The organism is Idiomarina abyssalis (assembly GCF_019797805.1).
Taxonomy (GTDB): Bacteria; Pseudomonadota; Gammaproteobacteria; order Enterobacterales; family Alteromonadaceae; genus Idiomarina; species Idiomarina abyssalis.
Genome location: NZ_CP081832.1, coordinates 1,596,390 through 1,622,677, shown reverse-complemented (window position 1 = coordinate 1,622,677; position 26,288 = coordinate 1,596,390). Strand labels below are relative to the sequence as shown.

At 47.6% G+C, this 26,288-nt stretch carries 28 protein-coding genes and 1 other RNA gene; 21 read left to right on the top strand and 8 right to left on the bottom strand.

Going from position 1 to position 26,288, the window contains the following annotated elements:
- Window positions 1-94: 94 nt before the first annotated feature.
- The 4 genes from rnhB to K5X84_RS07750 all read left to right on the top strand — a co-directional run bounded on the left by rnhB (window position 95) and on the right by K5X84_RS07750 (window position 4,680).
- On the top strand, window positions 95-658 hold the full coding sequence (gene rnhB / locus K5X84_RS07765) for a ribonuclease HII (RefSeq protein WP_222237008.1): 564 nt from the start codon (window positions 95-97) through the stop codon (window positions 656-658).
- A gap of 66 nt (window positions 659-724) precedes the next feature.
- The gene (locus K5X84_RS07760) at window positions 725-1,660 is read left to right on the top strand and encodes an isopenicillin N synthase family dioxygenase (RefSeq protein ID WP_222235502.1); all 936 of its coding nucleotides are present in this window, start codon (window positions 725-727) and stop codon (window positions 1,658-1,660) included.
- Between the two features lie 12 nt (window positions 1,661-1,672).
- On the top strand, window positions 1,673-3,478 hold the full coding sequence (locus K5X84_RS07755; RefSeq protein WP_222235501.1) for a bifunctional metallophosphatase/5'-nucleotidase: 1,806 nt from the start codon (window positions 1,673-1,675) through the stop codon (window positions 3,476-3,478).
- Complete coding sequence (locus tag K5X84_RS07750) at window positions 3,478-4,680, top strand: multidrug effflux MFS transporter (protein ID WP_199494576.1); 1,203 nt, start codon at window positions 3,478-3,480, stop codon at window positions 4,678-4,680. Before K5X84_RS07755 ends, K5X84_RS07750 begins: the two co-directional genes overlap by 1 nt.
- A 5-nt stretch (window positions 4,681-4,685) precedes the next feature.
- Here the strand turns inward: K5X84_RS07750 and K5X84_RS07745 are convergent, their stop codons facing one another.
- Window positions 4,686-6,254: an AbgT family transporter gene (locus tag K5X84_RS07745; RefSeq protein ID WP_222235500.1), complete on the bottom strand. Its 1,569-nt coding sequence runs from the start codon at window positions 6,252-6,254 to the stop codon at window positions 4,686-4,688.
- 102 nt (window positions 6,255-6,356) lie between these two features.
- Window positions 6,357-8,810, bottom strand: coding sequence for an acyl-CoA dehydrogenase FadE (fadE, locus tag K5X84_RS07740; protein WP_222235499.1), 2,454 nt, complete (start codon window positions 8,808-8,810; stop codon window positions 6,357-6,359).
- Between the two features lie 146 nt (window positions 8,811-8,956).
- Here fadE and K5X84_RS07735 point away from each other — a divergent pair, with 146 nt between their 5' ends.
- Window positions 8,957-9,709 (top strand): DUF3108 domain-containing protein, encoded by a 753-nt coding sequence (locus K5X84_RS07735; protein WP_222235498.1) that lies wholly within the window; start codon window positions 8,957-8,959, stop codon window positions 9,707-9,709.
- 1 nt (window position 9,710) lies between these two features.
- On the opposite strand, the gene purN is transcribed toward K5X84_RS07735, so the two are convergent.
- Both purN and purM read right to left on the bottom strand, forming a co-directional pair.
- Window positions 9,711-10,349, bottom strand: coding sequence for a phosphoribosylglycinamide formyltransferase (gene purN, locus K5X84_RS07730; RefSeq protein ID WP_222235497.1), 639 nt, complete (start codon window positions 10,347-10,349; stop codon window positions 9,711-9,713).
- Window positions 10,349-11,404, bottom strand: coding sequence for a phosphoribosylformylglycinamidine cyclo-ligase (gene purM / locus K5X84_RS07725; protein ID WP_199494580.1), 1,056 nt, complete (start codon window positions 11,402-11,404; stop codon window positions 10,349-10,351). Before purM ends, purN begins: the two co-directional genes overlap by 1 nt.
- Window positions 11,405-11,521: 117 nt before the next feature.
- Between purM and K5X84_RS07720 the strand changes: the two genes are divergently transcribed.
- The 4 genes from K5X84_RS07720 (at window position 11,522) to ssrA (ending at window position 15,016) form a co-directional block, all read left to right on the top strand.
- On the top strand, window positions 11,522-12,664 hold the full coding sequence (locus K5X84_RS07720; protein ID WP_222235496.1) for a peptidase C39 family protein: 1,143 nt from the start codon (window positions 11,522-11,524) through the stop codon (window positions 12,662-12,664).
- A gap of 84 nt (window positions 12,665-12,748) precedes the next feature.
- Window positions 12,749-13,867, top strand: a complete 1,119-nt coding sequence (locus tag K5X84_RS07715; protein WP_222235495.1) for an NADH:flavin oxidoreductase — start codon at window positions 12,749-12,751, stop codon at window positions 13,865-13,867.
- Between the two features lie 35 nt (window positions 13,868-13,902).
- Window positions 13,903-14,556: an isoprenoid biosynthesis glyoxalase ElbB gene (gene elbB / locus K5X84_RS07710; RefSeq protein WP_222235494.1), complete on the top strand. Its 654-nt coding sequence runs from the start codon at window positions 13,903-13,905 to the stop codon at window positions 14,554-14,556.
- Between the two features lie 101 nt (window positions 14,557-14,657).
- Window positions 14,658-15,016: a transfer-messenger RNA gene (gene ssrA, locus K5X84_RS07705) on the top strand.
- 83 nt (window positions 15,017-15,099) lie between these two features.
- Here ssrA and K5X84_RS07700 read toward each other — a convergent pair.
- Window positions 15,100-15,294, bottom strand: a complete 195-nt coding sequence (locus K5X84_RS07700) for a hypothetical protein (protein ID WP_222235493.1) — start codon at window positions 15,292-15,294, stop codon at window positions 15,100-15,102.
- A 210-nt stretch (window positions 15,295-15,504) separates the two neighbouring features.
- Between K5X84_RS07700 and K5X84_RS07695 the strand changes: the two genes are divergently transcribed.
- Window positions 15,505-16,524 (top strand): zinc-dependent alcohol dehydrogenase family protein, encoded by a 1,020-nt coding sequence (locus K5X84_RS07695; protein WP_222235492.1) that lies wholly within the window; start codon window positions 15,505-15,507, stop codon window positions 16,522-16,524.
- 157 nt (window positions 16,525-16,681) lie between these two features.
- Window positions 16,682-17,551, top strand: a complete 870-nt coding sequence (locus K5X84_RS07690) for an aspartyl protease family protein (protein WP_222235491.1) — start codon at window positions 16,682-16,684, stop codon at window positions 17,549-17,551.
- 73 nt (window positions 17,552-17,624) lie between these two features.
- Here K5X84_RS07690 and smpB read toward each other — a convergent pair whose 3' ends face one another.
- The gene (gene smpB, locus K5X84_RS07685; protein WP_054488260.1) at window positions 17,625-18,104 is read right to left on the bottom strand and encodes an SsrA-binding protein SmpB; all 480 of its coding nucleotides are present in this window, start codon (window positions 18,102-18,104) and stop codon (window positions 17,625-17,627) included.
- Between the two features lie 107 nt (window positions 18,105-18,211).
- Between smpB and K5X84_RS07680 the strand changes: the two genes are divergently transcribed.
- The 3 genes from K5X84_RS07680 to sixA are packed head-to-tail and all read left to right on the top strand — an operon-like array spanning window position 18,212 to window position 19,492.
- Window positions 18,212-18,655 (top strand): type II toxin-antitoxin system RatA family toxin, encoded by a 444-nt coding sequence (locus tag K5X84_RS07680; protein WP_222235490.1) that lies wholly within the window; start codon window positions 18,212-18,214, stop codon window positions 18,653-18,655.
- Window positions 18,648-19,013: an RnfH family protein gene (locus tag K5X84_RS07675; RefSeq protein WP_054488256.1), complete on the top strand. Its 366-nt coding sequence runs from the start codon at window positions 18,648-18,650 to the stop codon at window positions 19,011-19,013. Before K5X84_RS07680 ends, K5X84_RS07675 begins: the two co-directional genes overlap by 8 nt.
- Window positions 19,010-19,492: a phosphohistidine phosphatase SixA gene (gene sixA / locus K5X84_RS07670; protein WP_054488255.1), complete on the top strand. Its 483-nt coding sequence runs from the start codon at window positions 19,010-19,012 to the stop codon at window positions 19,490-19,492. The genes K5X84_RS07675 and sixA overlap by 4 nt, the downstream gene beginning before the upstream one ends.
- Window positions 19,493-19,495: 3 nt before the next feature.
- On the opposite strand, the gene smrB is transcribed toward sixA, so the two are convergent.
- On the bottom strand, window positions 19,496-20,059 hold the full coding sequence (smrB, locus tag K5X84_RS07665; RefSeq protein WP_222235489.1) for an endonuclease SmrB: 564 nt from the start codon (window positions 20,057-20,059) through the stop codon (window positions 19,496-19,498).
- An 86-nt stretch (window positions 20,060-20,145) separates the two neighbouring features.
- Between smrB and prmB the strand changes: the two genes are divergently transcribed.
- The 5 genes from prmB to K5X84_RS07640 are packed head-to-tail and all read left to right on the top strand — an operon-like array spanning window position 20,146 to window position 24,010.
- On the top strand, window positions 20,146-21,075 hold the full coding sequence (gene prmB, locus K5X84_RS07660) for a 50S ribosomal protein L3 N(5)-glutamine methyltransferase (RefSeq protein WP_222235488.1): 930 nt from the start codon (window positions 20,146-20,148) through the stop codon (window positions 21,073-21,075).
- Window positions 21,075-22,163 (top strand): chorismate synthase, encoded by a 1,089-nt coding sequence (gene aroC / locus K5X84_RS07655; protein WP_222235487.1) that lies wholly within the window; start codon window positions 21,075-21,077, stop codon window positions 22,161-22,163. Before prmB ends, aroC begins: the two co-directional genes overlap by 1 nt.
- A 6-nt stretch (window positions 22,164-22,169) precedes the next feature.
- On the top strand, window positions 22,170-22,715 hold the full coding sequence (locus K5X84_RS07650) for an elongation factor P hydroxylase (protein WP_199494214.1): 546 nt from the start codon (window positions 22,170-22,172) through the stop codon (window positions 22,713-22,715).
- A gap of 20 nt (window positions 22,716-22,735) precedes the next feature.
- Window positions 22,736-22,864, top strand: a complete 129-nt coding sequence (locus K5X84_RS07645) for an entericidin A/B family lipoprotein (protein WP_074930774.1) — start codon at window positions 22,736-22,738, stop codon at window positions 22,862-22,864.
- 3 nt (window positions 22,865-22,867) lie between these two features.
- Window positions 22,868-24,010 carry an ATP-NAD kinase family protein gene (locus K5X84_RS07640; RefSeq protein ID WP_222235486.1) on the top strand — a complete coding sequence of 381 codons (1,143 nt, stop codon included), beginning with the start codon at window positions 22,868-22,870 and terminating at the stop codon, window positions 24,008-24,010.
- A 14-nt stretch (window positions 24,011-24,024) separates the two neighbouring features.
- Here K5X84_RS07640 and K5X84_RS07635 read toward each other — a convergent pair whose 3' ends face one another.
- Entirely contained in the window at window positions 24,025-24,345 is a 321-nt protein-coding gene (locus K5X84_RS07635) for a 2Fe-2S iron-sulfur cluster-binding protein (RefSeq protein WP_054488243.1), read from the bottom strand.
- A 109-nt stretch (window positions 24,346-24,454) separates the two neighbouring features.
- Here K5X84_RS07635 and K5X84_RS07630 point away from each other — a divergent pair, with 109 nt between their 5' ends.
- Window positions 24,455-25,747, top strand: a complete 1,293-nt coding sequence (locus K5X84_RS07630) for an NCS2 family permease (protein ID WP_222235485.1) — start codon at window positions 24,455-24,457, stop codon at window positions 25,745-25,747.
- Window positions 25,748-25,754: 7 nt separating this feature from the next.
- Complete coding sequence (gpt, locus tag K5X84_RS07625) at window positions 25,755-26,240, top strand: xanthine phosphoribosyltransferase (protein WP_054488237.1); 486 nt, start codon at window positions 25,755-25,757, stop codon at window positions 26,238-26,240.
- Window positions 26,241-26,288 lie beyond the last annotated feature (48 nt).

Genomic DNA, 26,288 nt, shown 5'->3' with positions numbered 1-26,288 from the left:
CCTGATTGTTATTTTATTGGTCTAATTATTATGCGCAGGTATCATAACCATTATTGTGCAGCGGAACAAAGCAAACAGGGTGAAAAAAGTGTCAATGATTTGTGGTACAGATGAAGCCGGTCGGGGGCCTATTGCAGGGCCGGTTGTGGCGGCAGCGGTGATACTGGATCCGGAGAATCCAGTTGAAGGGCTAAACGACTCGAAAAAGCTGAGCGAGAAAAAGCGCGAGAAGCTCAGTCTGGAAATAAAGGAAAAGGCGCTTTACTGGGCCATTGCTCAATCTGATCCTGATGAAATTGAGGCTATTAATATTCTCTGGGCGTCGATGAAAGCCATGCAAAGAGCCATTGAAGCACTTCCGGTTAAGCCTGACATGGTTTTAGTGGACGGTAACCGGGTGCCTGAATTAAACGTCCCTGCAAAAGCTATAGTGGGAGGAGATGCGAGTGAACAGTGCATTGCGGCAGCATCGATTTTAGCGAAAGTAGAACGGGACAGACAGATGCTAAAGTGGCATGAACTCTACCCACAGTATGAATTTGACAAGCACAAGGCTTATGGCACTCCCAAGCACCTTAAACTTTTAGAGAAATATGGGCCGTGCCCTATACATCGCAAGGGCTTTAACCCGGTGAAGCGTGTGCTCGCAAACTTGTGATTTAACCTGAATATTCATACAATACAGGCCTATTCATTAAGCTCTTTTAGGAAGTTGGAAGCCACCATGCAGTCTATCCCGCACGTTGATATGCGTCGTTACCATGACGACTTTGATGCCTTTACTCAAGATGTAGGCAACGGTTATGAGAAATATGGCTTTATTGCCTTAACTCAGCACGGAGTTGATACAACGCTTATTGAACGGGCACTGGATACCTGCCGTGAGCTTTTCGCGTTACCGGAAGACATTAAGAAGCAATATCATCGTCCGGGCGAGGGTGGCGCGCGCGGCTATACTCCTTTTGGTACCGAGGTTGCTAAAGACGCGACACATGTTGACTTGAAAGAGTTCTGGCATGTGGGCCGGGAAGTGGAAGGTGAGCCGGTTTACCCACAGTTGTTACCTAACGTGTGGCCGCAGGAACTGCCTAAGTTTAAGGACGACATGCTCGCTATATACGCGGCATTAGATAAGCTGGGTAATCAGGTACTGGATGCTTTAGCCGTTTATTTACGCCAACCGCGGGACTTTTTCCGAAATAAGGTCAACAACGGCAATTCAATTCTGCGTCCTTTGCATTATCCGCCTATTATTGATGAAGATACCCCTTCTGTTCGTGCCGGCGCACATGAAGATATTAACGTTTTAACCTTATTAGTGGGTTCGCGTGAGCCGGGGCTGGAAGTTTTAGCCAAAGACGGGACGTGGGTACCAGTAACAATTATCGAAGGTGCTATTATCTGTAATGTGGGTGATATGCTACAGCGGCTGACCAATCATGTGTTGCCATCCACGACGCATAGGGTAGTTAACCCTCCCGCACCATACAATGCTAAATCACGTTACTCTATTCCGTTCTTTTTGCACTTTAATCCGGATGTGATGATTACGCCTTTGGAAAGCTGTATTTCCGAAGAAAATCCGCAGCGCGATGAACCGATTACTGCGGATGACTATCTAATGCAACGCTTACGTGAAATTGGGTTGATAAAAGACTAAAAGGATCAGCTGGTGAAAACAGGCGAGTTTAATTTAAAACGTATGGTTCGGGGGTGGACGGCTGTTGCAGCTTCTGCGCTGTTAATCAGTTGTGCCTCAGCTCCTCAGGAGCCCCAAAGCAATAAGTTCCAATTAACGCTGTTACACATTAATGATCATCACTCCACTTTGGCGCCAAAACAGCAAACTCTGGTTTGGGGTGATCAGGAGTGGCAGGTTGAAGCAGGCGGTTTCCCAAGGGTCGCGGCTCAAATTAAGGCCCTGCGAGAAGCGAATAACAATGTGCTGACCCTGCATGCTGGCGATGCTCTTACTGGTAGCTTGTATTTTACGTTATTTGGCAGTGAAGCCGACGCCCGTATGATGAATAACGTGTGTTTTGATGCTTTCACGATTGGTAATCACGAGTTTGATAATGGCGACGCCGGGTTGGCTGATTTTCTGCAGCAGCTGGGCACTGAAAGCTGCCCTACAGCCAAACTAGGGGCGAACATTAAGCCTAAAGTGGGTGACTCTCCTTTAACACCGAACCGTGATTGGGAGATGTTCAAACCCTATACCGTTGTTGAGCGTAATGGCGAAGAAATTGCCATTATTGGTCTGGATATCGCCAGTAAAACTAAAAAATCGTCACAGCCCGATGAAACTACTGAGTTTTTAGATGAACTGGAAACGGCGCGTAAATATGTTGCCGAAGTTCAACAGCAGGGCATTGAGAAAATTGTCCTGCTGACTCATATTCAGTACGAACGTGACAAAGAGCTGGTGCAGCAACTGCCTGGCGTCGATATTGTCATTGGCGGTGACTCACACACCTTACTGGGTGATTTCAGCGGTTTTGGAATGGAATCTGATGGACCCTACCCAACTGAGTTAACAAATGCCGATGGCGACAAAGTTTGTCTTGCTCATGCTTACCAGTATTCACTCGTAGTTGGTGAAATGCAGGCGTTTTTTGACGGTGACAAAATTGAAGAATGCGGCGGCCGGCCACACTACCTTTTGAGTGAGGATATTCAAGTGAGTGACGGCATTGTGACAACTTATGAACCCATCAAAACTGCATTGGAAGAAAGTGGTGTGTTCAGCTTTGTCGAGCCGGATGCTGAACTGCAAAATATGCTGGAAGATTATCAAAGCAAAGTTGAGGACTTTTCTGCTGAAGTGTTAGCGCAAGTTCCGCAACAAATTTGCAGTCAGGAAATTGATTTACCACGACGCGACGGCTGCGCTGATGTAATGAGTTCAGGTGCTCATCGCCTGGTAGCCGAAGCCTTTTTGCATTCAGTGCCGGAGGCCGACTTTGCGATACAAAACGGTGGCGGTGTCCGTTCTGATATTAGTCAGGGAGACTTCACAGTCGGTGACGCATTTAACGTACTGCCTTTTGCGAATACGCTGGTGAAACTGGAGCTCAGTGGTTCTGAGTTCAAACAGGCAATGGAAGAAGCGTTAGCTTATTCCGTCTCTGACGGCGGCTCAACACGAGCTTACCCTTATGGTGCCGGTATTCGTTACTCGGTTGATTTAACCAAAGAAAAGGGCAGCCGTGTGTCTAATCTGCAGGTGTGGGATAAAGGCAGCAACAGTTGGCAACCAATGACGGCAAGGGCAACCTATGTCATGGTCACCAATAGCTTTATTGCCAGTGGTCAGGATGGTTATGATACGTTTTATCGTGTCAGTGAGCGAGGTCGGGCCCGCAATACAGGAATAGACTACGCTGAGTCTTTGGTGAATTACGCCCGTACTCAGGACGTATTAAAACGCCCACAGGATTTTGCAACACAGTCTTACGTTCCTGCCGGAGATAATTAGTGGCTCGACAGTTCGAGCCTGCACCTGTTTCAGATAACGCCAGATTTGATTTTATTGTTGTCATTCTGGCGTTATTGACGGCTTTTGCCCCGCTTTCCATCGATATGTATCTGCCTGCATTCAGCGCTATTGCGTCTGATTATGCAACCGATACACATCACGTTGAATTATCGCTTACTGCCTTTTTCTTCGGTCTTTTTATTGGTCAGTTACTTTACGGTACTGCGACCGATAAGTTCGGACGCAAGAATCCGTTGTATATCGGGCTGGCAATCTACGTGGTGACGTCTATTGGTTGTGCTTTTGCCCCGGACATTCAGTGGCTTATCGTTTTACGCTTTTTCCAGGCCATTGGGGCCTGTGCCGGTATTGTTATTGCCCGGGCGGTGGTGCGTGACTTATACACACCACAAGCATCAGCCCGTGTGTTCTCTTTTCTCATTCTTGTTATGGGCGTCGCGCCTATTCTGGCCCCGTTATTTGGGGCTTATGTAACGGAATGGATGGGTTGGCGCGCTTTGTTTCTGATTGTGGCTGCATTGGGCGTTGCGTCAGCGGTAACCATTCACTTTGTCATGCCGGAAACGCGGGGGCGCCGCTACGATGTGCGTATGCGGAACACCGGCAGCACCTATTGGTCAGTGCTTCGCGATCCGTCTTTTCTTCGTTATTCGTTAACAGGTGCTATCGCTCAGTCGGGTCTGTTTGCTTACATCACTGGTTCGCCGAAAATGTTTATTGAAGTTTTCGGTCTTTCGCCAACTCACTACAGTTGGTTATTTGGTCTGAATGCTATTGGTATTATCGGGCTTTCTCAATTAAATGGTTGGTTGTTGAAGTACCATTCCTCTCGAAAAATTCTTAATGTTTCTTTGCCTATGCTGGCAATAGTTTCGGTCATAATGTGTGTTATGGCTTACTTAAATGCGAGCTTCTGGGGAATTTTGCTGCCTTTATTCGCCTATATTTCAACGCTTGGTTTGGTTTTCCCCAATGCTATGGCCGGGGCTTTGGCAGAACAAAAAGAACGGGCGGGTTCAGCCTCGGCAGTGACCGGCAGTTTACAGTTTTTAATTGCGGGTTTGGTGTCTGCCGGGGTGAGTCAGGCTGGTTCGTTTACTGACTACGCTATGGCGTGGGTGATAGGTGTGGCCGGCTTATTAGCGGTTATTGCATACCGCGTAATGCGCCGGCCCGAATAGCTTTTTTAGTTATAGAAAGTCGGTGCTGCAGGCCCAACAGGGAAGCCGAACACAAACACCCAGAGGAAGAAGAGTACTGACCAACCGACAAAGAAGACCATAGAGTATGGCAGCATCATGGCAATCAGGGTTCCTATACCCAGGTCCTTCTTATAACGAGCGGCGACTGCCAATATCAAACCGAAGTAGCTCATCATAGGGGTAATGATGTTTGTTACCGAGTCACCAATACGGTAGGCGGCCTGAATAACCTCCGGCGAGTAGCCAATCAGCATGAGCATAGGTACGAAGATAGGCGCAGTAATAGCCCACTGTGCCGAAGCCGAGCCCAGCATTAAGTTAACGAAACCGCAAACCATAATGAAGAACAAGAAAATGATAGGACCGGTCATGCCAATATTGGTCAGGAACTCGGCTCCGTTAATAGCAAAAATGGTTCCGAAGTTAGTCCATTTAAAGAAGTTGACGAATTGCGCGGCAAAAAACACCAACACAATGTACATGCCCATAGTACTCATACTGTGCGACATAGCGTCAATGACATCGCGGTCGGTTCGCATGGTTTCAACGGTGCGACCATAAACGTAACCCGGAATGGCAAAGAAGAAGAAGATGTAAACCACAACGCCCTTGAGGAACGGGGAGCCTGTGACTTCACCGGTTTCAGGGTGGCGCAGAATGCCCCATTCAGGCACGACCGTTAACGCCAGAATGCCGGCAAGAATCAACACACTGATACCAGCGTAAATTAGCCCGCGTTTTTCCTGTTTGGTTAAAGGATCCATTGAAGATTGATCGGATAAATCAATAGAGGCTTCGTCTTTGTTGTATTTGCCCAGTTTTGGCTCAACAATTTTATCTGTGATCAAAGCACCCATAATGGCAATTAAGAAGGTGCTGACCATCATAAAGTACCAGTTGGCTTCGGCGCCGACGGTATAGCTTGGGTCGATTATTTTAGCGGCTTCTTCGGTAATGCCCGACAGTAAAGGGTCAACCGTTCCAATTAACAGGTTGGCACTGTAACCGGCAGAGACGCCGGCAAAAGCTGCTGCAAGACCGGCAAGAGGGTGACGACCCAGTCCATAAAAAATCATGGCAGCAAGAGGTACCAGAACCACATAACCAAGCTCGGCCGCGGTATTGGAAACGACACCGGCGAAGACCACAGTAACGGTAATAAGACGTGGCGGGGCTTTCATGACCAGTCCGCGCATGGCGGCTGAGATTAAGCCCGAACGTTCAGCAACGCCCACACCCAAAAGAGCAACCAAAACCGTACCTAAAGGCGTGAACCCGGTAAAGTTAGTGACTAGGTTGGTCACAATGCGTTGTATCCCTTCAGCATTCAGTAAGCTGACGGCTTTTATAACGGTTTCGCCGTCTCTGGGGTCTATTGCGCTGACACCGAAGTAAGCGGCAATGCCACTAATGAAAATAATGAAGAGGCAGAACAGAGCGAATAAGGTAATTGGGTGGGGTAACAGATTACCGAGCCACTCAACGGTATCAAGAAAACGGGTAAACCAACCGCGCTTGCTGGTTGCGTTGTAGTCGTTATTGGGAGACTGCATAACTCACGCCTTTATTATAAGTTTTTAAACCAGCGCAAGATTCTAGCATAAAAAAAAGGCGCCGCTGAAACCAGGGCGCCGTTTTTACTTAGAGGTTAGCGATTATGCAGCTTCACCTTTCTTTAGATTTTTTAATGCGTAATCAAACGCTGCTTTACCGGCTAACAGATCTTCCGGAGCAAAGTCATCAACATTGATGGTACGTAAGCGACCCGCTTCAGTGCGCTCTAGTAACGCAACTTCATCATCGCTCAGTACGCCCAGCTCTTTGCCTTTAGCACCAATTTGGTCTAACTGAGTAAAGCTAAAACGTTTACCGGCTGCTTTGCAGACTTTGTCGTACAGCGGCTCGGCAGCAATGACGTCTTGCAGTGTTTGCTCAAGGAAACCGAAGTGACCTTCAGGGCTCAGGAACTGGCCGTCGCCTAAGCGTGTGCGTACGTCATTAGGTGACATTAGCATACGAGCTATTTGGTGGTCGTTCTTGTCTGAAGGACGTTTAGCAATGCGGCCTAACGGGTACATTACTGCACGCATGAAGCTACCAACACCACCAAAGTTTGCCAGCATTTCTAACTGTGCTTCCTGCAGCTTATGCAAGGTATCCTGCATAGCCCAGTGAACTAACGGCAGGTCTTCTTTAATGCGGCCCTGGTCATGGAAGCGTTTCAGAATACAAGAACCAATGTACAAGTAGCTAAGCATGTCGCCTAAGCGTGCGGAAACGCGTTCTTTGCGTTTGAGGCTGCCACCCAGTTTGCCCATAGCAATGTCTGACAATAACGCCATGTTGGCACTAAAGCGGTTCATCTGCTGATAATATTTACGGGTTTCGTCGCTTGCCGGAACAGAGCTCAGACGGTGGCCACCAAAGCCATAAAATACCGAGCGAACGAAATTACTCATGGCAAAACCAATATGACCAAATACGGCTTTATCAAACTTTTTCAGAGCTTCAGGCCCTTGCTCCGCTGATGCTTCCATTTCTTTTAAAACAAATGGGTGGCAACGGATGGCGCCCTGGCCGTAGATCATCATGCTACGAGTCAGAATGTTGGCGCCTTCAACGGTAATAGCAACCGGAACACCCTGGTAACCACGGCCTAAGTAGTTATTTGGACCTAAACAGATGCCTTTACCACCATGGATGTCCATAGCGTCGTCCATGCAAGAACGTAACTTTTCAGTCATGTGGTATTTTGCAATGGCGCCGATAACCGAAGGCTTTTCGCCCAGGTCGATACCTTTGGTCGATAACATGGTGACAGCGTCCATCAGGTACGCGTTACCAGCAATGCGTGCCATTGGCTCTTCAACACCTTCCATTTTACCGATAGGCAATTTGAACTGACGGCGAATACGTGAATAAGCACCCGTTGCCAGAGCAATTGACTTAATGCCACCAGCGCTATTTGACGGCAGAGTGATTGAACGACCAACTGACAGACATTCAACCAGCATACGCCAACCTTTACCAGCGTTCTTCTGACCACCAATAATGTAATCTAATGGAACGAATACGTCGTTACCGCGAATAGGACCGTTCTGGAACGGGACGTTAAGCGGGAAGTGACGGCGACCTATTTCAACACCTTTAGTGTCACGAGGAATAAGGGCACAGGTAATACCCAGCTCTTCTTCTTCACCAATAAGGTTGTCAGGGTCGTACATTTTGAATGCCAGACCTAGTACAGTAGCCACTGGTGCTAACGTAATGTAGCGCTTGTTGAAATTCAGCTTAATGCCGACAATTTCTTCGCCATTCCATTCGCCTTTACAAACCACACCTGAGTCAGGAATAGCACCCGCGTCAGAACCGGCTTCCGGGCTGGTCAGTGCGAAACATGGAATTTCGTCACCGCTGGCCAGGCGAGGCAGGTAATGGTCCTGCTGTTCTTTGGTACCATAATGCTGCAACAACTCGCCCGGGCCTAATGAGTTAGGTACGCCCACGGTTGAAGCCAGTACGGTGCTCACGCCTGCCAGTTTCTGCAACACACGAGACTGCGCGTAAGCAGAAAACTCCAGACCACCGTATTCTTTCTTGATGATCATGGCGAAGAATTTCTCATCCTTCAGGTACTGCCAGACATGCTCGGGCATATCCGTTAGTTCGTGTGTGACTTCCCAGTCGTTCAGCATTTTACAGACTTCTTCACAGGGGCCTTCTAAGAAGGCTTTTTCTTCAGCCGTTAATTCGGCCTTAGGTACGTCGTGAAGCTTTTTCCAGTCAGGGTCGCCGCTGAACAAGTCACCATCCCACCATACGGTGCCGGCTTCCAGTGCATCGCGCTCGGTGTCAGACATTTCTGGCATTACCTTGCGATATGCGCTAAGAATAGGCTTAGTCAGCAGATTCAAACGAATTGGTGCTAAGTTGAGTGGTACCAGCACAATGGCTAAGATAACCCAAAGAACCGGGCCAACAATGTCGATTGCGCTACCAATAGCGAACATAATAACTAAACCGGCGCTGAACATTGCCAGGCTGGCTCGTTTGTAAATTAATGCAGCCGCAACTAAAACAGTAGCGACAATCCAAAGTGCAATACTCATAGTGTAATACTCCGACGTGGAGGTCTGACCAGTGATACTGTGCAAGTTAGATCAACGAGCGGTTATTTTCAAGCAAAAATTGAACGGGCGTTTGAATTTTGTTGTCAATATAAACGTCCAGTAGTAAATAAAGTGGAGAAGTGACAGTGAAAAGGACAGTCAGTTGGCTGGTATCCAGCGTTTTAGTAGGCAGCATGACAATGAGCTATGCCAACGCCGATAACCATCAAAATGCCGAACAGCCTATCGAACAGTCAATGAAACCTTATCAGGCTGATTATTTGATCACGCGTGGTGATAGCGAATATGGGGAAGGCTATCGTTACCTGGAAGTGTCGCCTGAGGACGAATGGCAGTTGCGAACGAAGTCCGATATTTCCTGGTTTATTTTGTCCGATACGCGTGAAGCTCGCTCCGTATTTATTGTGGATGAAAAAAATAGCCGATTGGAACCGCGCGAATTTATTTATATGAGAACCGGAACGGGGTCGGATAAGTCCTTTCATGGCGAATTTATAGCGGATGAGAAGAAAGTCCGTAACGTTGATACCGGGCGCATGCTGGATGTGAACTGGGAAGATGCCTTGTTCGATGAAGCTAACGTGACGGAACAGTTGCGTGTTGATTTAGCCAATGGTTCTGAAGTCTTCGAATACCGGCTTGTTGATGAAAAAGGGAACGAAGATGAGTATCGTTTTGAGGTATTAGCGCGAGACCAGCAATTATCTTTACCTTACGGCGAGGTTAAAGCAATAAAAGTAGGGCGCATAAGGGATAATAACCGGCGTCAGACCTTTTTCTGGTTTGCGCCGGAGCTAAACTATGTGATGGTTAAAATGCAGCAGTTTAAAGAAGGTGACGAGCAAGCGACCATGTCGCTTAAGAGCTTGTCTATGTAAATTAATCTGCTGCGTAGCCTTGGGCGCCTAGCACTTCGCCATCGAGGGTGACGCGCCCACCTTCCAGTTTCAGACGCCCCTGACAGAACCAGTTAACCACCAGTGGATAAATACGATGTTCCTGCTCGTGAACCCGGGCCTGAATATCTTCTACCGTGTCGCCTTCGAAAATAGGAACCTTAGCCTGCAATGCGACCGGGCCCCCATCCAGCTCTTCTGTTACAAAGTGCACACTCACACCATGTTCGGTATCGCCTGCGTCCAAAGCTCTTTGGTGCGTATTCACCCCTTTGTATTTGGGTAACAAAGATGGGTGAATATTAAACATGCGGCCTTCGTAGTGGCGCGTAAATTCGCCTGTCAGAATACGCATAAAGCCGGCAAGTACGACCAGATCGGGCTGGTAACTGTCTATCAATGTCTTTAACTCAGCGTCATAAGCTTCACGAGAGTCAAACTCTTTGTGGCTTAACACTTCGGTATCAATGCCTTTAGACGAAGCTTTCTCTAAACCTTTAGCGGAGGCTTTATTGGAAATCACCGCAACAACTTTACCGGCGATTTTACCGTCTTCACAGGCCTGTTGAATGGCCTGCATATTACTGCCCGTGCCTGAAATTAGTACAACAATACGCTTCATTAGTGAGTCTCGTCGGCCAGAATGTCGACTTGCTCTTCACCTTCAGCTGCATTGGCAATACGGCCAATTTTCCAGGCGTCTTCGCCAGCATCGGTCAGAATGTGGATGGCTTTGTCTGCGTGCTCGTTTGGAACCGCAATAACCATACCCACACCACAGTTAAAGGTGCGGTACATTTCTTTCATGCTGACATTGCCGTTTTCTTTTAACCAGTCGAAGATAACCGGCCAGTCCCAGCTGTTGCCATCAATAACGGCTTTACTACCTTTAGGCAATACGCGAGGGATGTTTTCCCAGAAGCCACCACCGGTAATGTGTGACAACGCGTGTACCGGTACGTGTTTAATCAATTCCAGAACCGATTTCACATAAATGCGTGTAGGTTCTAATAGGTGGTCTGCCAGTGTTTTACCTTGCAGGTGAGACTCTAAATCTGCGCCGCTGACTTCAATAATTTTCCGAATAAGCGAGTAACCGTTCGAGTGAGGACCACTCGATGCCAGGGCGATTAGAGCGTCGCCGTCGGCAACTTTAGTGCCGTCGATAATCTCTGACTTTTCGACCACACCCGTACAAAAACCGGCTAAGTCATAATCGCCGCCTTCGTACATGCCTGGCATTTCTGCGGTTTCGCCACCAATCAGGGCACAGCCTGATTGCTCACAGCCGTCACCGATACCGGCAACCACGTCAGCTGCTACGTCAACGTCCAGTTTGCCTGTTGCGTAGTAGTCGAGAAAGAACAGAGGCTCAGCACCCTGTACAATAAGGTCGTTAACGCACATAGCAACCAAATCGATACCCACCCCACGGTGACGTTTAAGATCGATAGCTAAGCGTAATTTGGTACCCACACCGTCGGTTCCGGAAACCAGAACCGGTTGTTTATAACCCGCCGGAATTTCACACAGAGCACCAAACCCACCAATGTTACCCATGACTTCAGGGCGGTGCGTGCGCTTGGTAACGCCTTTAATACGTTCAACCAATGCATTACCAGCGTCAATGTCGACGCCCGCGTCTTTATAACTTAAAGAAGGTTTTTTATCGCTCACAGAATAATCCCGACTGGCAAAATTTGCGCGCAAGTTTAACACGATTCGTGGTACAAAAGGTAGCCTGAAGCCTTAGGTTATTACCTCGGGAGCAGCGCTTGGAGAGATCGTAAATTTATGACTGGTAAAAGAACTCAAATAATCCCCGCACAAACGTCGCATTTAGATGCGGTAACTGCGCTGGAAGCTCTTACTTTCCCCGAAGATGCTATTAGTAAGCGTAGCTTTCGGCGGTTCATTGAGTCATCCACTGCAGACTTTCATGTGTTGGTGGCCGATGCCCGGGTAATTGGCTATACCGTTGTTCTTTACCGAAATAATACTAATCTGGCTCGGCTTTATGCGCTGGTTGTCGATGAAGGCTTCAGGAGCCGGGGGTATGGACGGAGTTTGCTACAAACTGCAGAGGAGCTCGCGGATAAGCGACATTCACTGTTTCTGCGTACCGAAGTCGCTACCTCTAATACGGTTGCGCAACAGTTGATGAACAGTGAAGGGTTCCGTGCGATAGAACTGCGCGAGGCGTATTTTCCTCCTTCATCTTCACAATCCACCGACGCATTAGTTTTACAAAAGCTGCTTCCCCGATATGAAATGGGCGAGGACTCCGGTGTGGGAGCAACGGATGAATATGTTCCTATGCTGACTCAGTCGACAGAGTTTACCTGCGGACCAGCCAGCTTGTTAATGGCGATGGATTATTTCGGCCGGCCGAGCAGCGATCCGCAAGCTGAAGAGCTGGAAATTTGGCGTCAGGCAACCACCATTTATATGACCTCCGGACATGGTGGTTGTGGGCCACATGGGCTGGCGCGCGCGGCGTATCAACGTGGCTTGAAAGTACGGGTGGAAGTTAATACCGAGCAGCCCCTGTTTGTAGATTCAGTTCGCCAGGAACAGAAAAAGACTGTGATGCAGCGTATACAGCAGGCCGATATGACCTATTTACGTGAACATGATGTGCCCATTGTTGTACGTGATTATGACGTTAATTTAATAAAAGAAGATTTGAGTCAGGGTTGTTTAATTATGGCGCTGATTTCAACTTATCAGTTCGACGGTATTCGCGCTCCACACTGGGTTTTAATTTGCGCCGCAGACGATGACTTTATTTACATCAATGACCCGGATTACGATACGTTACCCTGGGAATCTCCAACTGAACGTCAATATTTGCCTGTGCCTATAAGTACTTTCAGCAAAGCCTTTGGCTACGGCGGTCGTAAGCAAAAAGCGGCGGTTGTGCTTTGTGCTAATTAGGTAACAAAGTGATCAATTGCCCTTGAATTATCCGTAATTATGCTCAAAGTCATGTAACAGTACCAGATGATAAAGGAATTCCTTATGAGCTCAGCATTTGATGATTTTGAACTAAAAGGCCACAAACTGGAAAACCGTTTTGTCGTCGCCCCAATGACACGAACCAGTGCCGATAAAAAAGGTAAGCCAACCGAGTTAATGGGTGAATATTACGAACGCTTCGCCAAAGGTGGCTGGAGTATGATCATCAGTGAAGGCGTTTACACTGACCGCCAGGCAAGTCAGGGTTACGAAAACCAGCCGGGTATTACCGATGCTCCTCAAACCGATGCCTGGAAAGAAATTGTCGAGCGTGTTCACAAGCACGATTGCAAATTCATTATGCAGTTGATGCATGCTGGCGCCCAGTTTCAACACAATGAATACACCGATACGCCAATTGCACCTAGCGAAGTAAAGCCTAAGGGCGAGCCATTAGATTTATATGGTAAAACAGACGGTTGGCCTGAAGTGAAAGCCATGGATGAGACCGATTTTGATGCTGTTATGAACGGCTTTGTTGGTGCAGTAAACCGCGCTAAAGAAGCTGGTTTTGATGGTATTGAGCTGCATGCGGCTAATGGTTATTTACTGAACGAGTTTTTGAGTGATTACTTTAACCAGCGCCCGGACCAGTGGGGCGGTAGCATGGCGAAACGTATGCACTTTCTTGAGTTGGTAGTTAAGGCGGCGAAATCGGCAGCCGGAGACGACTTCATTGTTGGTGTGCGACTCAGTCAAATTACGGTGACGGATTCAGAATATCAGTGGCCGGAAGGTGAAGACGCCATGATAAAAGTGGTTAAGGCTATGGATAAAGCTGGTGTGGATTACATTCATACAACAGACACTGATGTTATGCGTAAACCGTTTAAAGGTGGAAGCAATAAAACGTTGGGTGATGTTGTACAAGAGTTCTCAGATATTCCGTTAATTGTTAATGGCGGCATTAGTGAGAAAAACTATGAGCATGTAGCGGCACATTATCCGAATGCGTTACTGGCTATGGCGAAAACGTCATTGGCGAATCCGGATTTTCCAATTCGGATAAAGTCTTCTGAGCCATTACGCCAGTTAGATTTTGCCATGCTTCAACCAACCGCTACACTTGAAAATGAGTGGAAATGGCGGGACGAAAATGACGCGCACATTGAACTGGATTGAAGCGGTTTTTAAGTAGCGGACAGGAGGTTTCTACGATGAAAAAAGTAGCAGTTATTTTATCCGGCTCCGGTGTCTTTGACGGCGCCGAAGTGAACGAAACGGTATTGACGTTATTGCATATAGCGAAGCAAGGCGCAAGCTACGAATGTTTTGCGCCAGATATAGAGCAGATGCACACCATTAACCACCTTAAAGGTGAAGAAAGCGGTGATAAACGCAATGTGCTTGAGGAAGCCGCGCGCATTACCCGTGGTGAGGTCCGGCCGCTAAGCGATTTGGATTCAACTGAATTTGATGCGTTAATTTTGCCAGGCGGCTTTGGTGTGGCGAAGAACCTGTGTGACTTTGCTGTAAAAGGCGCCGATATGACGATCAATGACGAGGTTTTAAAAGTTGGTCAGGCTTTTGTCGATGCCAAGAAACCTGCGGGCTATATGTGTATTGCGCCAGTGTTATTGCCGCATATTTACGGGAAAGGGGTCAAAGTCACCATCGGTAACGATGGCGAAGTAGCCAGCGCTATTAATAAAATGGGCGGCGAGCATGTGAACTGCGGTGTTCGCGATATTGTTGTGGATGATAAACACCAATTAGTCACCACACCAGCCTATATGCTGGCCGAAAACTTGCCCGATGCGGAAGAGGGCATCAGCAAATTGGTTGAAAAAGTCTTATATATGGCGGCCTAGTAGCTGAATTAAAGCCCAATAAATAACCGCTTAAGTGCGGAACTTATAGCACTTAAGCGGTGTCTGAGTTATAGTACACAGATTACGTAAGTAATAGCTTTGGGGCTGATCTGGATTCGACGGGATACACGAAACCCAAGGTGCATGCCGAGGTGAGGCAGGCCTCGTAAAAAGCCTCAACCTAATAGTTGCAAACGACGACAACTACGCTCTAGCGGCTTAATAACCCGCTAAGCCCATCCCCCGGCGCTTTGTCTGCGAGACCGGACCAGGATGGCTCAACCTAATGTAGACTCGCGTGGATGCTTTGTCCGGAGCTGAAGCGTTAAACTTAATCGGACTCGTCAGTTGTGAAGCCTGTCAGTCGGCGTCACACTGATTAACTAAAAGACTGACTAAGCATGTAGGACCGAGGATGTAGGTATTGCGGACGCGGGTTCAACTCCCGCCAGCTCCACCAATTCCATAAAAAGCCGCTCATTTGAGCGGCTTTTTTTATGGCTTTGCTCTCTCTTAGCGTAGTGTTTCTTGGCAGACTCTGAATTATTGCCTTGTTTTCCACGGGCCAAATGCAATGAAATAGAGAAGGATAATATTGGCAAAGGGAATCAGAATTAATATTCCTAACGGGCCCGGATAACCGATGCGCTGACATATTCGCCATGCGGGAATGACAAAAATAATACCAACCACTAACATCCATAGAAATCCCATACCACCGAACATTTCGTAACTCATAGCATTTTTCCTTGTTTGGCAAACACATAAATAACGTTAGATTCAAATTAGTTAATTTGCAAAGATGCTATGGCCGATGCCTGACATCATTAATTGGGTGTTGTTTGGCTATTTTGAAACCGACCGGGCTTTTTAGTTTGCGTCTGATGATCCAATTCCCCTTTATAAGAACTACTATTCAACACATGTTTTAGTTAAAGGACTGCGATCATGACTGATAAAATTAAAGCGTTAAGACTGAAAGAGCCATTTGGGCTTGATAATATTCAGGTGACAGAGATGGATGACCCAGGGCAGCCAGGGCCTGGAGAAATTCGTGTAAAAATAAAAGCAAGCTCTCTTAACTTTCATGATTACGGTGTCGCGGCCGGTTTTATACCGACCGATGACGGGCGCATTCCTATGTCAGACGGAGCAGGTGTAGTGGAAGCTGTTGGCGACGGAGTGGAAGAGTTTAAGGTAGGTGACAATGTCGTTTCTACCTTTTTCCCATACTGGCAAAGTGGGCCGGCGCCTGTCGGCGACTTCCGCAATACACCGGGTGACGGAATTGATGGCTACGCCAGAGAAGTTGTAGTACGCCCAACTCAGTTCTTTACTCACCAGCCTAAAAACTACAGTCATGCTGAATCCGCTACTCTGACCACGGCCGGGCTTACTGCGTGGCGTGCTCTGGTGGTGGACGGCGGCATTAAACCGGGGAACACGGTGCTGGTACTGGGTAGTGGCGGCGTCTCCGTATTTGCCTGCCAGCTAGCAAAAAGCCTGGGTGCGACCGTATTTGCAACTTCGTCTTCCAATGACAAGCTGGAGCATTACAAGAGGTTGGGAGCGGAGCACCTGATCAACTATAAAGAAGACCCTGAATGGGGTAAAACAGTTCGCAAATTGACCAATGGCAGGGGTGTCGACCACGTCATTGAAGTCGGCGGGCCGGGTACCTTGCCTCAGTCTATTAATGCTGTTGCTATTGCAGGTCATATTGCGCTAATTGGTGTGCTAACCGGAAGTGAAGGTGAAGTTCCAACTGCAAAACTCATGGCTAAACAAGCTCGTTTGCAGGGACTCATTGTAGGCAGTTGTGACCATCAAAAAGACTTTGTGCGCGCCTTAGAGTCCAATGGCGTTAAACCGGTGATTGATAAAACTTTTGCGTTGGAAGAGTTGGCTGACGCCTTTCGTTATGAGGAATCAGGCAAACACTTCGGTAAAATTTGCGTAGAGTTTTAGGCTCAGATAGCTCCTGTCGACACGAAAGCCCCTGAGATTAAAGCAGGGGCTTTTTTTATATCAATTGAAAGCTTACAAATAAAGCTAACGCATACGGCATCTGAGTATGAAAACCCTATTGGCGGCTGAATAATATTTTAGTAGGATTGTTGCTAAAATGTTATTTTCTATCGCTAGTCAATACATGGAGGTCGATGTGCGCTTTTTGGGGTTATTGCTGCTTGCGCTTGCGTTTACAAGTCATGCTGAAGTTACCGATTGGATCCCTTTTGAGTTGGACAGTGGTCACGTAAGAATTACCGTTGAAGTCGATGGCATTGAAGGCAATGCAATAATTGACTCAGGTTCTCAGCTCAATGTTATTAATAAAAAATTTATAGAAAAGCATGATTTAGGGTACGAAATTTCAACTTTTACGGGCGTTAGCGGCGTTCATCACAAGTCGCGTCAACCTATATATGAAAGCGTCCCGACCCAACTCTTTGGCTCTGAAATGGAGCTTAACCTGGTTGGTGCAGACTTTGGTCATTCCGGTAATGCTCTCATTATTGGTGCTCCGTTTTTACGAAACTTTATTGTGCAGTTTGACTATCCTAACGGGCGCTTACGCCTTGCCACTCGTGATGCTCTTAATCTGGATGAGGTTGCTAACTTGCCTATGAGAGCTCAAAAAGGGTCGGGTAGGCCATTGGTCCGGGTCACTCTTAATGATGAAAAAGATATTTGGATGATTCTTGATACCGGTAACAGCGGCGGAATTTATATGAAACGAGGTATTGCAGCCCGCAGGGGATGGCTCGATGAGTTTGCGCTGGGTAAGACCATGTCACGCGGTGTAAACGGTATTGCTTACACCGACACCTTTACTTTACCGTCCGTTATTTTTGGACCGTTCAAAGTGAAGAATGTGGATGTGGCTGTACCTGTTGCCGGTGAAGAAGCAGACTTTGGAGAACGTTACAAAATTCAACACAGTCGCATAAGAGGCGTTAAGGTTGAGGGGCATAGCCGGCTATGGTGTCTTTAAACACTTTGTCGTTACGCTTGACTATCAAAGCGGCAAAGGGCACGCAGAGCTGCCCTAATTACCTGATGATTGGCTAACGAACCGAATGCTTCATTATTCGAGCCTTCTGGCGTTGCCAGTCGCGCTCTTTAATGGTGTCGCGTTTATCATGTGACTTTTTACCCCGGGCTAAAAAGACTTCCACCTTTGCCCATGGACCTTTCCAGTACATAGTTGTTGCTACTATGGAATAGCCTTCACGCTCTGAAGCACCAATAAGTTTATCGAGCTCGCGGCGCTTTAAAAGCAGCTTACGGCTGCGGTCGGGTTCGCAATAAACGTGGCTTGAGGCTTGGTTCAGTGGCTGAATTTCGGCCCCCAAAAGGTAAGCCTCGCCATTTTTAATAATGACGTAGCTGTCGCTAATGTTGACCTTGCCAGCCCTTATGCTCTTAATTTCCCAGCCTTGCAAACTAATACCTGCCTCGAACTTATCTTCAAGGAAGTATTCATGCCGCGCTTTTTTATTACGAGCGATGGTATTGGACGATTGTTGTGGTTTCTTTTTACTCATGGCAGCTATTATACCTATGCGCACTGAAAAGAAAATTGCTTTAAGGGCTTCAAAGCGTTTCTGGTTGCGTTATTATTGCGCAGTTGATTTTTGTTGTAGGGAAAAAAATGCCCAGTATCCAAAAAAGTGCCTTAGTTTCGTACAGCGCCAAACAAATGTTTGATCTTGTTAATCATGTTGAAGCTTATCCGGAGTTTGTTCCCGGTTGTGCTGCGTCGCGTGTACTGGAGTCATCTGGCCAGCAAAAAGTGGCTTCGCTAGACATCAGTAAAGCGGGTATCAGTAAAACCTTTACGACCCGAAATACGCTGCTCGAACCTGAACGTATTGATATGGACCTAGTAAACGGACCATTTAAAAAATTGACCGGTGGTTGGGTGTTTACACCACTGGCAGATGACGCCTGCAAAGTTGAACTTAAGCTGGATTTTGAATTTTCGAGTCGTTTGCTGGGTATGGCCTTCGGTAAAATATTCAGTGAGGTAACCTCGCGCATGGTCGATGCCTTTGTTAAACGAGCCGAGCAGGTGTATGGCAACCAACATGGATAAGAAGTTAACCATAGAAGTGGCTTATGCGACGCCCGAAAAACAGGTGTTACTGACGGTGCACCCAAAAGAGGGCGCAACGGTGGAAGAGTGCATTAAAATGTCGGATGTGTTCGAACACTTTCCGGAAATTGATCTTGAACAGCAAAAAGTGGGTATCTGGAATAAGACGGTGAAATTAGATGCAAAGCTAAGAGACGGCGATCGCATTGAAATTTATCGTCCGCTAATTGCCGATCCCAAGGCTGTACGTAAACGCCGTGCGGAAGAAGCCAAGCAGTCAGGTCGTGCTGATCGTGTTACCGGCGGCAGACCTGATGCAAAACGCCGAGCGCAGGCTGAGGAGTCTAAGCCAGAATGAAGCTGTATATCATGCGTCATGGTGAAGCGAACTACCCACAGGGCAGTTATTCTGACCGCGAACGCCGTTTAACAACCAACGGTGAACGCGAAGTAATGACAACAACGACCTGGCTGATAGACAAGCAGCCAGAAGTTGACTGTGTTTATGTCAGTCCTTACCTGCGGGCCCAGCAAACGGCTTCTATTTTACTGTCACATTTGAAAACCGGGCAACGCCAGGATTGCGATGACATTACGCCCGACGGCCATGCTGCTTCGGTTGTCAGTTGGCTTGCTGCGGAAATTCAGGAGCATAACTTTAACAGCGTTGTGCTGGTGTCGCACATGCCATTGGTGAGTTACTTGGTGCATGAACTGGATGCCAGTGTACAGCCGCCTATTTTTCCAACAGCCGGCATTGCGGTTGTCGATTTTTCGCCGGAAACCTTACGCGGTAAATTTCAGCAGTTATTAATAGCGGAGCGCTGTGCGGGTTAAATGTTAGCTCGCAACCTTTAACAAAACCAGCAACGAGGCTGCGCCACCCCATTCCAGCGGAGCCTGATGAAACGCCCGAACATGCGGGTGTTGCACTAACCAGTGTGGCAGTTGTTGTTTTAACTTACCGCTCCCATGTCCATGCATAATACAGCAGCAGTCTATATGTTCGCGCTCACATGCCAGTAATAATGCCGCCAGCTCCTGGCGTGCCGTGGCCAGTGTCATACCGTGTAAGTCCAGCAACAACTCGGGCGTGTAGTCTCCCCGACGCAGTTGTTTTACCAAATAAGCAGATTCACCTTCGGCAGCAAAACGCACGGGGCCTTCACCAAAATGAGCTTCAAAATCATCGGAAAAGTAGTGGCTGGCAGAGCGGCTTGCGTCTGCAATCTGTTGCGCGCTGGGGTGTTGTGATAATTGTCGACGTTTGCGCAGCTCTGCAATCTTTGGTGACTCGGGTGGCAGTTTATCCTGCTTAATACGGGCAGCACCTTTCGCGGCTTCACGAAAAAGCTCAATATCGTCTTCAGAAAGTGATGAGGACTGACGTTTGTTTGCAACCATGATTGATGAAAACCGCGCTGAATTAAGGTATCTTTAAGGCATTAAGTTTATTCAGTATAAAACATTCAGTGGTCGGGAGACAGCCTTTGCAAGTGCGTAATCTGGAACAAGCCATTCAAGAGTTAGTGAGTATTGATGACATTATCCGCTGGAGCGTAACACAGCTGAACCAGTCCGATGTGTATTACGGTCATGGTACGGACAACCCGATTGATGAAGCACGGGCTTTATTAAGCTATGTATTACAACTTACCACTGTTCAGCTGGCTGACATGGGTCATTGCCGACTGTTAACTGCTGAGAAGCACGAGTTTACTGAATTGCTGAAGCAGCGTATTGAGCAACATATTCCGGCAGCTTACCTTACGCATCAGGCCTGGTTCGCGGGTTTGCCCTTTTATGTTGATGAGCGAGTGCTGGTACCACGCTCGCCAATAGCTGAGCTTGTCGAGAACGGCTTTCAGCCGTGGCTGACGCAACAGCCGCGCCGCGTTTTAGATTTATGTACGGGTGGAGGATGTATTGCGATAGCCTGTGCTTACGCTTTTCCTGAAGCAGAGGTCGATGCGTTGGATATTTCGACCGAAGCCCTGGAAGTAGCGGAATTTAATATTGAGCAACACGGTTTAACCCATCAGGTAACGCCTATTCAGTCTGACTTATTTGAGGCGGTTAAAGCTGAGAAGTACGATTTAATTGTCAGTAATCCGCCGTATGTGGATGCAGAAGATATGGCTGACTTGCCGCCGGAATATCATCATGAACCTGAGCTTGGCTTAGCTGCAGGCAATGACGGCTTAATTTTGGTGGATAAAATGCTGTTAGAAGCACCTGACTTACTAAACGATGGTGGCTTGTTTGTCTGTGAAGTGGGTAACTCGATGCCGGCACTTGCCGAAAAGTACCCACGAACGCCTTTTACCTGGCTTGAGTTTGCCAATGGTGGAGACGGCGTTTTCCTTCTGACAAAAGAGCAGCTTATTGAACATAAACAACGAGAGACTAAGGTCAGCTAATGCCAGGAAACAGTTTTGGGCAGTTATTTAAAGTAACCACTTTTGGTGAAAGTCACGGCCCTTCGCTGGGCGCGGTTGTGGACGGCTGTCCGGCTGGCCTGGCGCTGACGGAAACTGATTTACAAGAAGCACTGGATCGCCGTAAACCGGGTCAAAACCGTTACACCACGGCTCGCCGGGAGTCTGACCAGGTCAAGATTCTTTCCGGTGTTTTTGAAGGTGTCACAACCGGCACGCCTATTGGTCTGCTGATAGAAAATACCGATCAACGAAGTCAGGATTACTCTGATATAAAAGATACTTTTCGCCCGGGTCATGCCGACTACACCTACCAGCATAAATACGGTGTAAGAGATTATCGGGGTGGCGGTCGTTCTTCCGCCCGTGAAACCGCAATGCGGGTAGCTGCGGGTGCTATAGCGTACAAACTGTTGCAGCAGCAGGGCATTGAAGTTCAGGCCGCGTTGACACAAATGGGTGATGTTGTGGCCAGTAACATTGACTGGCAGCAGGTACGTGAGAATGAACTGTTTTGTGGCGATGCCAATGCGGTGGAGCCTATGCAGGATCTTATTCGTCAACTGAAAAAAGAAGGCGACTCGGTTGGCGCAAAAATTCGCGTTCGGGCCACCGGTGTTCCGCCGGGTTGGGGAGAGCCGGTTTTTGACCGGTTAGACGCTGATTTAGCCAAAGCTCTCATGAGTATTAATGCGGTGAAAGCGGTCAGTATTGGCGACGGTTTTGACGTGGTCAGTCAGCGGGGCAGTGAACACCGTGATGAAATGACGCCGGACGGATTTTTGTCGAACCATGCTGGCGGCGTTTTAGGTGGTATTAGTAGTGGGCAACCTGTGTTTGCCGATATTGCGTTAAAGCCGACATCCAGCATTGCCATTAGTGGCCGGACAATTGACCGCTGGGGCAAAGAGCAGGCTATCGTCACCAAAGGCCGTCATGATCCTTGTGTTGGTATACGTGCGGTTCCTATTGTTGAAGCTATGACCAGCCTAGTCCTGGCGGACCATTGGTTACGTCAGCGCGCGCACAACTTGTTAGCACAAACTGAAACGCCGGATATTAGTCGTTAAGCGGATATGAGTCAGAAGTCAGAACATCATTACCAGCGCTTAATTCAGGTGTTTAAGCGCTGTTTCAAAGAAGATTACAACACCTTATTGGTTGCAGGCGAGGACGAGCCTTATTATCAACCAGCAAGGCATGAAGGCGAGTATAACCAGGTGGTGTTCGCGCATGGTTTTTTTGCTTCAGCACTGCACGAAACGGCTCATTGGTGCATAGCCGGTGAAGCTAGGCGCAAGCAGTTTGATTACGGCTATTGGTATGAACCCGACGGACGAAATGAAGCCCAGCAAAAGTCTTTTGAGCAGGTTGAACGAAAACCGCAAGCGTTGGAATGGTTATTTTCATTATGCTGTGACTTTCCTTTTCAAGTCAGCGTAGATAATCTCAATGGCGTGGAAGTAGACAGGCAGGCTTTTACCGAAAAGGTGGCAGAGCAACTCACTCAATTGCTGGAAACTGATGCGCTACCAAAGCGTGCGGTAACGTTTGCAAAAGCGTTGTGTCGGGAGTTTAATTGTAGCTGGCCTAACCGCCAAAAAGTTCGTATTCATTATTAGTTAATAACAAGGAGTTACTTATGTTCTTAAGAGCGTTATTAGTTGCTATAGCGGTATTAGGCTTATCTGCCTGCGAAACGATAGAAGGCGCGGGGCGTGACTTAGAAAAAGCAGGCGAAGCGATTCAAGATGAGGCTAACGACGAATAAATAATGGAAGTGAGCAGTAAGCTGACCGTTGGTCTCATTATAAACCCCTATGCGGGGATTGGCGGCGCCTTAGCTTTGAAAGGAAGCGATGGCGCCGATATTCGCGAAAAAGCATTATCTGCCGGCGCTGAAAAAAAGGCATCGAAACGCGCAGAAACCGCATTACAATTACTCCAACCATACAAGCAACAGTTGAATTTTGTCACCGCTGAGAATGAAATGGGGGCAGACAGTCTAAATACCCTCGGCTTCTCTTTTGAGTCGGTTTATTCAGCTGCAGAATCACCATCTTCGCCTGAAGACACTAAAAAAGCAGTGTCAGCAATTATTGCTCACAAGGTCGATATCCTTTTATTTGCCGGAGGTGACGGTACCGCACGCGATATTTATGAAATGGTGCCTGAACAACAACTGGTATTGGGGATACCCGCCGGGGTAAAAATCCATTCTGGAGTGTATGCTATTAGCCCTACAGCCGCGGGGCGAGTTATTGAGAAAATTCTTCAGGGAGAGTTATCAAGTATTCATAATGCCGACGTTATGGATATTGACGAAGAGGCTTTTAGAAAAGGTACGGTAAAAGCCAGACGTTTTGGTGAAATGTCAGTACCGGCGGAGCTGGAATACGTTCAGGCAGTAAAAATGGGCGGCAAAGAAAGCGATGAACTGGTTCTGGACGATATTGCTGCAGAGGTTATTGAACGGGTTGATGATGAGCTTTTAGTAATGGGATCGGGCTCTACGGTGGAAGCCGTAATGCAGGCAATGGGGCACGAGAACACTTTACTTGGCGTTGACTTGGTTCAAGACGACAACTTATTAGCCAGCGATGTTACTGAAAGCCGTTTGTATGACGAAGTGAGTCAGCATAAAACGGGAAGTATTAAATTGGTTATTACCCTAATAGGCGGGCAAGGTCATTTATTTGGTCGGGGAAATCAGCAGTTGAGCCCCAGGGTAATTCGCCATATTGGTAAAGACAATATATGGGTCGTTGCTACTAAGACTAAGCTACAGGCACTGAACAATAAGCCGTTGCGGGTCGATACCGGCGATGCTGAATTAGACAGTTCGCTTTCAGGAACTATCCGGGTAATTACCGGCTACCACGACGAAGTTCTTATGCCGGTGGCAGCCGTCAATTAGTCTCTCTAATCTATTTAGAACTGAGACTTAGGCATATGGACCACTAAGCCGTCCAGCTCGTCAGTTATTTCTATTTGGCAGCTAAGTCGACTGTTTTCCTGTGGCTCCATGACCATATCGATCATATCTTCTTCCTGCTCTGACGGAGCAGGGAGCTTATCCTGCCACTCAGGCGGAATGTAGCAATGGCAAGTTGCACACGACATAACGCCGCCGCACTCTCCAATAATGCCGTCAATAAAGTTCTCGACTGCGGCTTCCATAACGTTGGTTCCCGAGTCGACTGTGGCTTCAAACTGATTCCCATCGGCATCGACGAAATAAACGGTTGGCATGATAAATTCTGTATCCTGTTTAAAAAATAAAAAGTGAACAACAAATTACGCGGCAATTAGGATAAAATACCTGCCTTTTAACCACAACGCCAAACTTTCAAGGTTTCTCATGCTGGAAAAGCTGTTTTCAATTAAAGCAAGTGGTAGTTCTGTTAAGTCCGAGATTATTGGTGGACTGACAACTTTCCTGACCATGGCTTACATTATCTTTGTTAACCCGTCTATTTTGAGCGAAACGGGTATGGATTACGGCGCTGTATTTGTCGCCACTTGTTTAGCGGCAGCTATTGGTTGTCTGATTATGGGGTTGTGGGCGAACTACCCAGTAGCACTGGCGCCGGGAATGGGGTTAAACGCCTTTTTCACTTACACCGTTGTATTTAGCATGGGGTATACCTGGCAAACGGCGTTGGGGGCTGTATTCTTCTCTGGTTGTTTGTTCTTTTTACTTTCTGCTTTTCGGGTGCGCGAGTGGATTATAAAATCCATTCCTACCACCTTACGTTTGGCTATAGCCGCCGGTATTGGTGCATTTTTGGCGTTAATTGGCTTGCAGAATGCCAACATAATTGTCGCCAACGACGCAACAATGGTGAGCTTAGGCTCTTTATCTGAGCCGTCTGTATTGCTGGCAGCAGCGGGCTTCTTCCTAATTATTGGTTTGGTTGCGCGACAAGTACAGGGAGCGGCGTTAATCAGTATTTTGCTGGTCACACTTATTGCCTGGGCAACGGGGTTAGTTGAATATAATGGTATTGTATCGGCCCCTCCAAGTCTGCTTCCGACCTTTATGCAAATGGACTTAGCGGCAGCTTTCGATATTGGTATGTTGTCCGTTATTTTTGCATTTCTGTTCGTGGACTTATTTGATACCTCAGGCACTTTGCTGGCCGTTGCACAAAAAGCGGGTCTGGCAAAGGCCAACGGTGAAATGCCCCGGCTGAATAAAGCGCTAATGGCGGACAGTACTGCCACCGTCGCGGGGTCAATGCTGGGTACATCAACCACCACCAGCTACATAGAATCTGCAGCAGGAGTTGCTTCAGGTGGGAAAACCGGGCTTGCTGCGGTGGTGGTCGGTACTCTCTTTCTTTTGGCAATGTTTTTCGCGCCGTTGGCTGGTATGATCCCAGCTTACGCAACCGCCGGGGCAATAATTTACGTTGCTGTTCTAATGTTGTTTACACTCAAAGACGTAAAGTGGGATGACATTACGGAGGCCGCACCTGTTGCTGTGGTTTTATTGATGACACCACTGACATTTTCAATAGCAGATGGTATTGCGTTAGGTTTTATCAGTTACGTTGTGGTGAAATTACTCGGCGGACGCTATCAAGATTTAACACCGAGCGTAATTTTCTTAGGCGCGCTTTTTGTCGCTAAATTTATTTGGTTAGGGTAACGAAATTATGGGATGGCATTCAAACCGCGAGTTTTTTGTATCATGGGAAGAGTTGCACCGTGCGACGCGTGAACTGGCGCGCCGTCAATTACCGGCGGAGCAATATAAAGGTATTATTGCGGTAAGCCGTGGCGGCTTAGTGCCAGCGGCTATTGTGGCGCGTGAGCTAAATATTCGTGTGGTCGACTGTGTGGCGGTGAGTTCCTATGATCACACCGAGCAACGAGACGACTTACAGGTAATGAAAGACGTTACCGCAACGACTGATGGTGAAGGCTTTTTGGTTGTAGACGACTTAGTTGATACAGGTAATACCCTGAAGTTTTTACGTGACCGCTTACCAAAAGCAAAGTTTGTTACGGTTTATGCAAAACCGGCAGGAATGGAATTGGTTGATGATTTTGTTGCTGATTTAGCACAAGACACCTGGATTCACTTCCCCTGGGACATGCACTTGCATTACATTGAGCCGTTGGCAGGGCAGGAATCTTAAAACTCGCTCTGTTAAGGTAAAAAGGCCTGATAGTTTAGCTATCAGGCC